General features: G+C 50.8%; 6 protein-coding genes. All 6 read right to left on the bottom strand.

From position 1 onward, the window contains the following. Window positions 1-195: 195 nt before the first annotated feature. A complete protein-coding gene (locus JTN23_RS18950) occupies window positions 196-555 on the bottom strand; it encodes a winged helix-turn-helix domain-containing protein (RefSeq protein ID WP_247236603.1) in 360 nt (119 codons plus the stop codon). 196 nt (window positions 556-751) lie between these two features. Then, the gene (locus JTN23_RS18945) at window positions 752-1909 is read right to left on the bottom strand and encodes a PepSY-associated TM helix domain-containing protein (RefSeq protein ID WP_247236602.1); all 1158 of its coding nucleotides are present in this window, start codon (window positions 1907-1909) and stop codon (window positions 752-754) included. A gap of 2 nt (window positions 1910-1911) precedes the next feature. Then, window positions 1912-4281 (bottom strand): TonB-dependent receptor, encoded by a 2370-nt coding sequence (locus JTN23_RS18940; RefSeq protein WP_247236601.1) that lies wholly within the window; start codon window positions 4279-4281, stop codon window positions 1912-1914. A 294-nt stretch (window positions 4282-4575) separates the two neighbouring features. Beyond that, entirely contained in the window at window positions 4576-7224 is a 2649-nt protein-coding gene (locus JTN23_RS18935) for a DUF7133 domain-containing protein (RefSeq protein WP_247236600.1), read from the bottom strand. Between the two features lie 285 nt (window positions 7225-7509). After that, window positions 7510-9276, bottom strand: coding sequence for a RagB/SusD family nutrient uptake outer membrane protein (locus tag JTN23_RS18930; RefSeq protein ID WP_247236599.1), 1767 nt, complete (start codon window positions 9274-9276; stop codon window positions 7510-7512). A gap of 13 nt (window positions 9277-9289) precedes the next feature. Further along, a complete protein-coding gene (locus JTN23_RS18925; protein WP_247236598.1) occupies window positions 9290-12679 on the bottom strand; it encodes a SusC/RagA family TonB-linked outer membrane protein in 3390 nt (1129 codons plus the stop codon). Between the last annotated feature and the right edge of the window lie 240 nt (window positions 12680-12919).

The raw sequence follows: 12919 nt of genomic DNA, 5'->3' as shown, positions 1-12919 counted from the left end.
TAGCCATAACGCCTAGCCACACCAGCCTTACAATACGAAAGGTAGCTACTTACGGAACCCGTTATATATCTCGATATATAACGCTATAAACATACTAATAATCATCTGATTATAGGAGAGGTACCTCCTGAAAAATTTAAGATCTCAATGATGCAGACCGACCAGTACCCTTGATATAGGTACTTGTCGGCAGAGTTAGCCCTGAAGATGGCGTGTCTCGTTCGCCAGAAATTCCTGAAACCTAACCACCAGCGCCTTGTAGGCTTCTATGTAGTGTTCGCCTTCGGGGGTCACTACGGCGCCGCCCCCCCTGCTGCCGCCGGTCTGTGTAAGTACCAGGGGCTTTTCGACCTGCGAATTCATGGATAGTACCAGATTCCAGGCTTTTTTGTAGGACATACCCATGGCAGAGGCAGCTTTGGAAATGGAGCCGTGTTCTTTAATCTTCTCCATCAGTTCAATACGCCCCGGACCCAAAAAACGATCCTTTTCGCTTTCCAGCCATAAGTGTCCACGTACCCGGAATCGCTGCGTTTCTTTAGGTATATCCTCCATACATAATCTGAATTAGCACCCAAATTAAGGCAATAAAGCTTCACCTGCTAGTACGAGTATGGTAGTAAATTCTTTTTAGCCATGAGAAGTTTGTTCACTTGGTAGGGTCACCAGTTGGCATCTAAAAAAAGGAAGGGATCAAGCCGCTCGTGTCGTTGGCCTGCATCCCTTCTCTTTTTGGGTCTAACGGTGTGAATTATATCAGATCAGCCACGGACTTTGCTGCTTTTGACTTCTCAATCTTGTTTTTCTTGCGCCTGCCCCACCAGATCATAAAACCCGACACAGGCAGACTGGCCGCAATCAGGCTGGCAAAGAAGGCTATGACCTTGCCGGCAATGCCTCCAATGGCTCCCACGTGAATATCATAGTTCATTCGCATGATCTTATCAGCCACCGTGGCCTCTGCGAACCGGCCGTACTGGTGGGTAACAGGTAGCTCTTTAAGCGTATACTGGTCATAATACTGGTAATCGGTCTGCCAGTAGGTATCCGGATCAGGGTTTATAGCTATCTCAATGGACGAGGCGGCACCCGACGGAACGTGTACTTCCAGCTTGGCCGGGGAGGTACTCAGGCCGGGATACATCCGCATCCAGATCCGGTCCATAGCGGGTACGTTCGAGGCTGTCGACACGTAGGTAGTATCTGAAGCAGGTTCGTAGAAATCTATTTTCTGCTTCCCGCCGGAGGTTACCCAATACACGGAGTTGGAGAACCACTGAAAGCCCATCACCAAGCCCGTCACCGCTATGAATATGGCTACCCAGGTCATATAAAAACCCAGCACATTGTGCGCATCGTAATTTACCCGCCGCCACTTTGCATTCCACTTGATAGAGAACCGCTGCTTGCGGGCGGCCTTGTTCCTGGGCCACCACAGTACCAGACCCGTTATCATCAGGATTACAAAAATAAGTGTAGCTGTAGCCAGAATGGGTTGACCTATGTTAGGAGGTAACCACAGGTAGTAGTGCCCCATGATTACGATCCGGAAAAAATCCTGGCTCATATCTTTGACTTGCAGCACTTTGCCACTGTACGGATCTACGTACACGATGTAGTAGTACTCCGGCTCCATGGCAAAATAAACTACTTCGGAGGACCGTCCCTGACGGTAGCTCACGCTATGGGCATGCTTGCCGGGCAATTCCCGATCGGCAATCTGCCGGAGTACTGATGGGGCCAGTTTGGGAGCTTCCGCCTGCTCCACATAGCGATACCGCTGGGTCAGGTCTTCGATTTCGCGCTGAAAGGCCAGCATACAACCTGTTACCCCCAGGAACAGCACCAGTAGCCCGGACGTGAATCCGAGCCAAAGGTGCATCGTGCCAATTGCTTTTTTGATGTTCATGGTTAGAATCTATATCCTACGCTGATACGTACATTACGCGGAGCCTCAGCCTGCCAGTAGTAGCCATCCGAACTGCCATCGTAGTTGAAGTCATAGGGACCACCCGAGTAGAGGTAGGTGTTGAGGAGATTATTCACGTTCACCGCTACGGTTACCTTCCTGAACTGGTAGGACACCGCACCATCCAGTCTGAAATAGTTGGGAAGGGCACTATCGCTACCATCCGCGATAAACCAGGGGTGCCGGTTCACCTGCCACTGATACCCCAGGGAAACACCAAGTCCTTGCAGGGTACCTTTGCCGTGTCGGTAGTTGAGCCAGGCGTTGGTCACGTGCTCGGCAAAGCCCGGTACTTTGTTTCCTACCTTGGCCGGATCGGTATCTTTGGTAATCTCTGAGTTCGTATAAGCGTAGTTTAAGACCGCATTCAGGCCCGTTACGATTTCACCGGTGATATCCAGCTCTACCCCCTGCGTACGAGTCTGGCCCAGTTGCAGCGAGAGCGTTTGGGTAGGATCGCTGGGATCGCCCACCAGCTGATTGTTCTTGGTGATCTGGTAGATCGAGAGGGTCGAGTTCCAGCGCCCGCCAAACCAGTCTTTCTTCACGCCCAGTTCTGTATTATTACCCGTTATCGGTTTCACCTTCTGGTCATTGGCTAGGCGCCCGGTCTGGGGAATGAAAGCCTGATCGTACAGGGCATATACGGAGGTATATTTATTAAGGGAAGCACTCAGACCTACGCGGGGTGTAAACTTCTGGTTGTTGATCAGGGTGGTGTACTGGTTGGTTTCGGCTATAGTATAGCGGCCGGCCAGGGTCAGGCGAAGCTGATTGCTGAAGAAGCCAAGTTCATCCTGTACGTACAGGGCACCGTACTTCTGAGCCAGGATATTACCGGCGGCCCGTTCGGCCAGGGGCTTGGAGCGATCAATGACCGGCACTGAGCTTTCGGGGAATCCATATACCGGATTATAGATATTGAAAGGTACGTTCGCGTCCAGCTGGAAGTACTGGTTCCAGTCGGCCAGGTACTTCTTACTGCCCAGGTCCAGCCCGCCCAGGATGCGGTGCGACACCTTACCCGTCTGAATATTTCCATTGACAAACAGCTGACCAAATTGGCTCCTGTTGGAGGCATCCCAGCTACTGAGCGTACGCTGCATATCACCATTGGCGGCTACACTAGCTACCCAGAGCGAACTACCTACCTGGCTGTAGTCGAAGTAGGCGGTCTGGGCGGTCAGTTTCCAGTTTGGATTAAAGGTGTGCTCAAAGGTCAGGAAGGAACTGTTGTCCCGCATGGTAGAGGGTTCCAGATTGGGATCGGCAATGGTAAAATGGCGGGGACGATCGGCGTACGATCGGGCCGAAAATACGTAGGCCGATCCAATAGCGGACATTTTGGAGTACTGGTGGGTGTACTCCGCTGTGATCGTTGTTTTATCCGAAATCCGGTATTTCAGTACCGGAGCGATGGAGTACCGGTTGTTGTACTCAAAGTCACGCCACGAGTCTTTTTTCTGTCCCATGACATTGAGGCGGTACAGGAGCTTGCCATCGCCGGTAAGCTGACCATCCAGATCGGCCGTAGCGCGTAGCGTGTTAAAACTACCTACCGTCAGGTTTACCTCCTGGCGGGTCAGCCCGGTAGGTTTCTTGGTCACTACATTATAGAAACCGCTGGGATCGCCGTTAGCCAGCATAAATCCGGCAGGTCCTTTTACGAATTCGATCCGATCGACAAATGACATATCTTCCGAAAGTGGCCCCCAGCTAGACTCGATGTTCATACCGTTGCGGAATGGAGCCACGCGGGCACCCCGCATGTTCATCCGGGTGTAATTGCCCCAGTGCTCCTGGATAGTAACGCCACTTACGTTGCGGGCTACTCCTTCCAGCAGATCAAATACCCGCTGGTCTTTCAGGAGATCACTGGTAATAACCTGGATGTTCTGGGGAATTTCGAGGAGTGGCGCCCCAATACGCAGCGCCTCCGAAGGAGTATTTACTTTGTAGGTTTTGTTACTGGCTGATACCACCAGTTCTTTTAGCTGAGCCGCGTTCTCCTGTAGCACAAAATCCAGGTTTACCTCTTCATCCTGAGCGACTGATACTTGCTTTTCCTGCGTTACCAGCCCTACCGAACTTACCCGTACGGTGTAAGTACCAGGCTTAACCCGGCGTATCAGGTAGGCACCCTCTGCGTCTGTGGTGGTCCCCAGACTAGTACCTTTTACCAGTAGCGAAACGTGCTCAGCCGGGTTACCATCCTGTGTGTTAACCTTGCCTTTGATAGTACCTCCTGGCTGGGCTATAACCTCACCATAATGGCTAAGAAGAAGGAATAGTAGAAATATAATTGCTCTCATTATTTATTTAGATTAAATATAAATAGTGAGACAAACTAAGGCAACTACTTTTTGATTTGCAAGACAGCAGGAGGTTTATTTTTAATTATTCTAAATAAGCTTTACTAAATACAACGATTTCTTGAAAATGGACTCGTTTAGAATAGTCAAATACCTGAAAGACTATCACACCACTTGAAAAGAGGCGAATCATCTTGAACGGAGAATGTAGGAAAGATATACTCCAATAAAAAAAGTCCGGGAGCCTGATAGCGGACTACCAGGCTCCCGGACTATATAATGAGTACCCTATGATTACTTCTTCTGCTGAGACAGGAAGGTGATTAGTGAAGCAAACTCCTCGTAAGAGAGTGAGTTAGCCAGGCCGCTAGGCATCATAGAAGTTTCCATCTCTTCGCGCTTAACAATATCAGCCACCTTGATGCGGTATACCTGCCCCGTGATATCCCGCAGTACCAGCCGATCGGCCGATTCTTCGGTCACAAAGCCCATGTAGCTCTTATTGCCTTTGGCTGTGATCATCACCGACGCAAAGCCCTGTGAGATGGAGGCATTGGGCTTCAGGATAGACTCTGCAATCTGCTCGCGATTCATGATAGAGCCGATCTGCCCCATGAATGGGCCTTTCATGGTTTCGCCTTTAGCGATGCTATGGCAGGCTACGCAGCCCTGCGTTGTAAACAGCTTTTTACCAAGGGCTGGGTCCCCCTGAAGTTTGTCCATGGCCAGCATGACATCCTCAATGGATGATTCGCCAACCTGACCCTTCTTGTTCTTGATCTTTTCCAGATCAACCGTTACCTCTTCCTTGGCTGCCACAACCGGCTCTTCTGTACCCAGTTCCGGAATGTCCAGTCGCATACGGCTGTTCAGATCCTTGAAGAACTGCTTATCGGATGCTGCTTTTACTTCCTTCACCAACAGATTTTTGATAGCTGGCGACGATTCCCACTCAATGGCCTTATAGTAAGGACCGTGGGTATCGGGGCGGGTACTCCACCACCATGATCCATCATAAGGAGCTTCCTGCTTGTACAGACGAGCCAGGGTAGTGATGATCTGTTTTTTCAGTTCAGCCTCTTTGGCAGTATCATACGCCTTCAATAAGCCATTTACGGCTTTAGGATCGTGCATGTAACGCAGTGCCCACAGTGCCAGGGTGGAGTTTTTGGTTCCGATGGCCTGCACCGCTTCATCCACCGCATTGAGGTTAACCAGTGCTTTTACAGCCAGGTGAGGCAGGATGATAGCGGAGTTGGGCGTAGCGTGCGGACCTTCTGCCCCCAGAGCCGGAGCTACGAATGACGCAGGTACAGGAGTACTCAGGAGTGCCTGAACGGCCTCTTTACGATCCAGTCGGCCCAATCCGATGATAGCTGCACTACGTACACGGGGCGAGGCATCATTCAGAGCATTCATGAAAGGCTCAACCGGTACGTTAGCCGCAATAGCTTTACGGTCTGAAAGGGCCCGGAGGGCATATTCGCGCATAGCTGGCTCCTCGGTAAGTTTCACCAGATTAGCCACACTACCGGCGCCGGCAGCCTGGGTATAGGTATACATACCGGCAATACGCACAGGCAGGGACTGGCTCTTATCAGCAGCTACTTTCCAGGCTGCTTCGGAAGCCTGCTTCGCCGGACGCGTAAGCAACTCCTGCTGAGCCGCCAGGCGAGCCACACTGCTACCAGACTTCAGAATGTTTGCAAGTTGCTTAACAGAGGCTTTATTGAGGTCAGCGAATGGCTGGTACTTCCAGTTTTGAGGTACGGCTCTTACTACAAAACCTTTGGAGGGGCTACCCGAGTAACCGGCTCCGTCCCAGGCCGACAGGTACATCCGGCCGGAGGCATCGATATCAACGTCGGTGATCTGAGCGAGTTTGATAAATTCTTCTTCCTGTTGCGTATAGCTGGGGCCATCGGGCTTCACGCGGTGAATATACAGCTGGCTGCGTCCCCAGTCGGCCATCAGGGGTACCTGGTTGTACTTGGCGGGCCAGGTAGGTTCATCGATAAACAAGGCACCTGCCCCCGAACCACCTCCAAGGTCAACCAGAGCGGGGATAATTTCGTCGGTGAAGTGCTTAAAAAGCACCGGATAGCCATACTCACCCGACTGAATCTGGTGGGTGAACCGGATGTTCCAGCCGCCACCATCGTTGGTATTACCCCGGGTAAAAATATTCATATAGGGGTCGATGGCTACATCGTAAATATTACGCATGCCATGGGTATATACCTCCATTTCGGTACCATCAGGACGTACCCGTACGATCCCCCCTCCTAGTTGGGTAAGCTTTTTGCCGGAACGATCTACGGCATCGTGGAAACCAAAGTCACCTACAGCAATGTAGATCCATCCGTCAATTCCCATCCGGATTCCGTTGGTAGAATGGTCGGTACCGCGGCTTTGCAGGAATTTCGGAGAGCTGATATTCTGGATCAGAGGCTTGGAGGGACCGTCGGCTAGGCCGTCCCCATTCTTATCTTCAAATACCACCAGGTCCATGCCCGATGCGATGCCGGTTTCGGCCGAAAAGGTAGTGTGCAGGACAAACACCTGATCACCCCGGGCGATAATACCACGGGGGTTATCTACCCGGGCAAAGGTGGTGTGCTTGTCCATCTTACCATCGTTGTTGCTATCTACGAGCTTAACGATACTTCCTTTACCGGGCTTTTTGCCGAGTGAGCCAATCATATCAACCCCTACGAACACCTCACCGGTCGGAGCAACCGCCAGACAGGCCGGGCTTGGAGTAATGTCAGCTCCTACAAAATGGGTGATGGAAAGTTCGGCGGGCCATTTGGCCGCGTTGGGCAGGGAATCTGCTTTGGAGAATACCTCCTGAGGGGGTGTGACTTCGTCTGTTTTGCTTCTTCCGTCGAACAGTAGGTACACCAGGAAGGAGAACAGCAGACTTAGAGAAATTCTGAACATAGGTGAATAACATTAAGACTGGTAAAGAGTAGATATAAGTATAATGGTGAAATGTGATTAAACTTATAAAAGTCAAAAGTACTCTAAAACTACCAGCCTCCCCCTTATTTAACCAAATATTGTTCTAAAATTTATATAAACTGGCATTCATTGCATCGGTTGCCTTGACAGAAGGCAAGTTTAAGTATTAGTAAAGTACTACTAAAAGAGGGAACGTCTTTGCTTCCGGCAGCAGCCTGGAAGCAAAGACGTTCCCTCATACTATCTAAAAATTACAAGTACTACCTATTCCAGCGTTGGATCAAAGGTACCACCCCAATCTTTGTTTTGTTCCAGATTCTTGTTTCGATCCAGCACGTCGCGGTGGATCGGGAAGAAATAGTACTTCTCCGGTACTACGTTCACCTTCACCCCCGAGCGAGGTACCTGCAGGAGGGTGTATCTGAAGTTAGACTCGACCAGTTCGTTCTTATCCGCTTTGGCTCTGGCTTCACTCAAAGGCATATCCTGACCGTTGGGCTGAATGGCTACCGCCTCAACACCATGCTTAGTAGTACCATCCAGACGGTTCAGCATGCGCAGGCGACGAAGATCCCAGAACCGGTGTCCTTCGAAAGCAAACTCGATGTTCCGCTCCGCCAGGATCGCTTCCCGCATCTGTTCGCGGGTAGTAGCCGTGATACCATAGTTGCCGTTAGTACCAGGTTCAATACCAGCCCGCTGGCGGATCTGCTTCAGAATATCCATTGCCTCATCCAGCTTGCCGGTTTCGTTGGCCGTTTCGGCGTAGTTCATCATCACCTCCGCAAAGCGCATCAGTACGTAGTCCACATCATACTGAAGTACTTCGGCCTGAGCCAGTCTCAGAAGGCTGTTTTTCAGGACGAAAAAGCCAGTGTACCGGTCCAGGTTGGTAGAGTTTACACCCGCTCTGGGATTAATCCCGAAATCATCCAGCTCATGGGCGATACCAAGGGAGGTATACTGACGCTTCCCGGCTTTGCCCGATACTTCGTATACCTTGGCATTCCAGACTATTGATTTGTTAAAACGTGGGTCGCGATTCTTCCAGAAGTTCTGCAGAAACTCCTCATCCGACATATGGTAGGCACTGGTAGGATCATTGTACAGCTTGCCATCCTTCATCGGATACTCCTTCACAAACTCCCAGGTGGGGGTAGCCGAAGCAGGTCCGCGGCTCTCGGAGCCCGGGCGTACTCCATTATCCCAGTTGGCGGTCTTATTGGGGTACGAATTGAGCACGGTAAATACCGATTCAGGTCCTCTTTCCACCAGGGCTATATCCTCGTAGTTAGCGGCCAGAGCATATCCCTGTGCCTTCAGATCCTCATACGCCTGCTTGTTTACCTGGTAGGCCTCCGACCAGTAGGGATTGTTCCAGGGATTGGAAGGGTTGAACTGTGGGGACGCCTTATGCAGAAGTACCTTGGCTTTGAAGGCCAGCGCAAAATTACCGTCTATCTTTCCGAATTCAGGTGACGTTTTGGCGATACGCTTAGGCAGCTTGGCAATGGCCTCATCCAGATCCTTGATCATCAGATCAAAACACTCCTTCGTAGAATTACGCGCCACAAACAAGTCATCCGTATAGCGATCCTGCGGTACCGTGATGTACGGTACACCGCCGTGGTGGCGCACCATATCAAAGTAGGTATAGGCCCGCATAAACAGCGCCTGACCCGTCACGTTATTTTTAACGGCATCGGGCAGGGTACCCTTATTTACATCCACGATCGCCTGGTTGATCAGTCGGATCCGGTTGTAGTTCCAGGATTTGAACTGATCATTGGAAATGGTAACGCGATCCAGGTAAAACTGAATACCGGCCAGCTGCTGGCTGAATGAGTCGGAACCGGTATTCCAGTTGCCAAACATGGGGTACAGGTTGGCCATATAGGCGTTGGCCAGGTTGGCGTCGTTCCATACCAGCTGCGGGTTATAGTTATTGATATCTTCAATGTCCAGCACATCGTTACAGGATGACATCAACCCGGCAACCGCGATCATTATACTTAATATCTTCTTCTTCATACTATTCTATTTCTTAAAATCTAAAATCTACACCCAATGTGAAGGTCTTCATAACCGGGAAAGAATCATAGTTCCGCTGCTCAGGGTCGTGGAACTCTGTCATCTTGGAGAAAGTAAACAGGTTGGTTCCGTTGAAGAATACCTGGGCACTACCCAATTTCAGGGACGAAATCCACTCCTTCGGCAGGTTGTACGCCACGTTGAGGGTTCTGAGACGCAGGTAGGCACCGTTTACGATCCAGAAAGAAGAAGCATTCGTTCCGGACTCAGCCCAGTTCTGACCAACCGGACGTGGGTACCTGGCGTTTGGATTTTCGGGAGTCCATACATCAGAAGCCCAGATTGGATAGTAAGGTCTTACGGCACCACCGTGCTGACGCATACCCGGACCTTCCTGGTTGCTGATGATGCGGTCGTAGGCACCTACTCCCTGCAGTACTGAGTTAACCGAGAAGCCGCGGTACGATAGATTCAGGCCGATACCATAGTTGATACGTGGTGCTCCCTTGTTAGACAGGAGCTGAATATCATTTCCGTCGATTTTGCCATCCGGACCTGGTGAGTACCCATCGCCCCGTACATCTTCGAAGTAAAGACCTCCCAGGTACGGGTTACGACCATACTGCTTAAGTCCGCTTTCCAGCAGGGCATCCAGCTGCTCCTGGGTACGTACCATTCCCAGCGCCTTAAGACCAAAAATACGGTCGGCCGGATAGCCGATTCTATTTTCAAAGAAGCGGTTTCCACCCGGCTGAAACGCCGGGCCCTGATCCAGTACATCCCAACGGTCAATGGCATACCCCATATTGGCGGAGATAGAGTAGTTAAGCTTGTTGCTGAGTGCCTTATCACGCCATTCCACAAATAGCTCACCACCTCTCCATGAGCGGGCGGCGTAGTTTTCGGGAGCCAGGCTCTGGCCGTAGTTGTCAGGCAGCGTCACCACCCGGGATCCCAGGATATTCACCTCTTTCTTGAGGAACACATCCAGGGTACCATAGAGGCGATTTTTCAATAAACCAAAGTCAAGACCGGTATTGTAAGTCGTAGAGGTAGCCCAGGTCAGGAAAGGGTTGGGAGTGGCTCCCGGTGCGATACTCTGGTACAGGCGGTCTCCAAAAATATAACTACCGGCATTAGAGTATACGTAGCTATACGAGAAGGGACGGATACGGTTGTTGTTTACATCCAGATCGTTACCCGTGGTACCGTACGAAGCACGAAGCTTAAGTTCGTCGAAGAGCGTATTGGAGTTCTTCATGAAAGCTTCTTCGGAAAGTCGCCAGGCGGCCGACACCGACGGGAAGAAGCCCCAGCGTTTGCCCTGAGGGAAAAGCGTATTACCGTCGTAACGGAACGAAAATTCGGCGATGTAGCGGCTGTCAAAGTTGTAGTTGAAACGTCCGATCATCGACTGACGGGCGCCTATCCTTTCTGTCGCAAAACCGTTTCTTCTGGTTATATCCGTTGAGTACACAAACGACTGATCGTAAGAAGTCAGCGGGTCTTCCAGTACTGAAGTGGTTTCATAGGCACCTTCCTCCGCCTGCTCGTACACCAGCAGTCCGTCTACCGAATGCTTATTGAAGGTACGGGTGTAGTTGGCAAACCAGTTGAACTGATAGCTCCACTTGTTGTGCAGTTCGTAACTCATGAAGGGCTGGTTACGGCTAAAGTTAAAGATATTGGTCTTGTTCGGATCGGGTGCAGCCGGTATAAATCGGTTTCCGTTAGGATCGGCCTGGTTGAATACGTAGTTCTTCTGGAAGGTCAGGTACTTCTTCCGCATATAGTCCGCGGCGATGTAGTTCCCAATGATCTTGGTAGTCAAGCCCGGGATGAATTTGTCCAGCTTGATATCCAGCGACAGGATTGAGTTGACGTTGCGGCGGCGGGTTTTGATATAGCGGTCACCCACAACCTGATCAATCACACTCCAGGCCTGCCAGCTACCCATTGGGGTTTGTACGGGATAGTTGGTAACGTGGTTGGCCGGAGTACCGTCGGCTTCGGTATAGAAGGGATAGGTCTTGGGCCAGTTGAACGTTACGCGGTACAGATCAGATACATCAAAATCATCATCACCGGCAAAGGGCCAGTAAAAGCGGTCGTGGTTCTGCTGATTGGCCGCCAGGTTCAGGTTGACCTTGATGGCGTCCGTAATCTCGGCGGTTACGTTCGTCCGCATGTTGAACTTGTTGTGCTCAAGACTCTTGTAGGAGCCTTCCTCCCCCCGGTAGCTTAGGAGCGAGTAGTAGGTCAATTTTTTATCTCCCCCCGATACGCTCAGCGAGTGACGGTGGCTGTAAGGATTTTGCCAGATAAAATCATTTACGTTGTACCGCTTGTCTTTGAAGTAGTCAAATTCGCGCTGACTATTGGGTATAGGTGTATTGTTGAACTGAGCTACCCGGTTTTGGTAGATGAGTTCATCTTCCGCGGTAGTCAGGTCAGAGAGGAGCGTTTGAGTAGGTCGTCCGGTGGTGTAGTTAGACTGTACGTTGAAAGTAGGCTTTTGCTTTACCCCCCCTTTAGTCGTCACCAGTACTACCCCGTTACCAGCCCGCGAACCATAGATAGAGGCCGTGGCGGCATCCTTGAGGAAGCTGATCTGATCTACCTCGGCGGCTTCCAGCGCGTCAAACGATTCTTTGTCCCGCACGATGCCATCAATCACAAAAAGCGGATCACCAAAGCTACCCCGCATACGAATGGACGAAGTAGCACCCGCCAGACCCGACGTGTTGGTTACGTTCACACCCGGAGCACGACCGGCCAGGGTGTTCGACAGGTTGGCTGCCGCCTGGTTATTCAGCTCCGTGGCATCCACGGCCGTAATGGCACCGGTCAGGTTTACTTTTTTCTGGGTACCGTAACCCACTACTACCACTTCTTCGAGAGCTTTCACATCAGGGCTCAGAGTCACTTCGATGGCGGTCTGGTTACCTACCGTCACTTCTTTGGGCGTAAAGCCCACAAAACTAAACACCAGTACGGTATTGGCATCGGGTACCGTAAGCTCCCAACCTCCGTTGATATCAGAAACGGTTCCCCGGCTGGTTCCTTTGATCAGAATGCTTACGCCCGGCAGTCCGTCCCCTTTGTCATCCAGTACTTTACCGGTAACGCGGAGTTCAGTGGCTTTTTTGCTTACTACAACGGATGAAGCTTTGGGGCTATATTTATTGCTCTGATTATTCCCGGCCGCCTCCACGTGCGTGATGGCCACCGCCAGAAAAACAGGAATGAGTGTTTTAGGTAGATTGGACGGATGCCCTGCAACAGGCGAAAATCCGATGGAGTCCCGGACGGAGTCCCGAACGGAGTCCCGGATCTCACCTACCGATCGTCTGAGAAGCTGCCATGCTTTGGGGGCAGTTTCACTTGTAAGAGGTAAATTCATTAGGTAATTAAGGGTATAGGTTATTACATTGAGTCAGTTTTTCAGCTTACAATTTCCTGTCACGCCTGATCAGACCATTTTCGATCATACGTAAAGCTTCTTTTACAATTCCACTGTCGGCTTTTCCTCACAAGGTCTACTTAGGGGGCTCTTATTTTTCTTTGCATGAATGACTACTTTATTGGGTTAGGAATGTGATTGCATTTTCATTTCTTAGTACTTACTGGCCTTCTCTTTCAT

The sequence above is a fragment of the Telluribacter roseus genome, assembly GCF_017355915.2.
In the GTDB taxonomy this organism is placed as follows: domain Bacteria; phylum Bacteroidota; class Bacteroidia; order Cytophagales; family Spirosomataceae; genus Telluribacter.
This window is presented reverse-complemented; position numbering and strand designations above follow the sequence as displayed.

Excerpts from the sequence above, each read along its gene's own strand:
- JTN23_RS18950 (WP_247236603.1), bottom strand. The coding sequence starts at position 555 with ATGGAGGATATACCTAAAGAAACGCAGCGATTCCGGGTACGTGGACAC.
- JTN23_RS18930 (WP_247236599.1), bottom strand. The coding sequence starts at position 9,276 with ATGAAGAAGAAGATATTAAGTATAATGATCGCGGTTGCCGGGTTGATG.
- JTN23_RS18940 (WP_247236601.1), bottom strand. The coding sequence starts at position 4,281 with ATGAGAGCAATTATATTTCTACTATTCCTTCTTCTTAGCCATTATGGT.
- JTN23_RS18935 (WP_247236600.1), bottom strand. The coding sequence starts at position 7,224 with ATGTTCAGAATTTCTCTAAGTCTGCTGTTCTCCTTCCTGGTGTACCTA.
- JTN23_RS18945 (WP_247236602.1), bottom strand. The coding sequence starts at position 1,909 with ATGAACATCAAAAAAGCAATTGGCACGATGCACCTTTGGCTCGGATTC.
- JTN23_RS18925 (WP_247236598.1), bottom strand. The coding sequence starts at position 12,679 with ATGAATTTACCTCTTACAAGTGAAACTGCCCCCAAAGCATGGCAGCTT.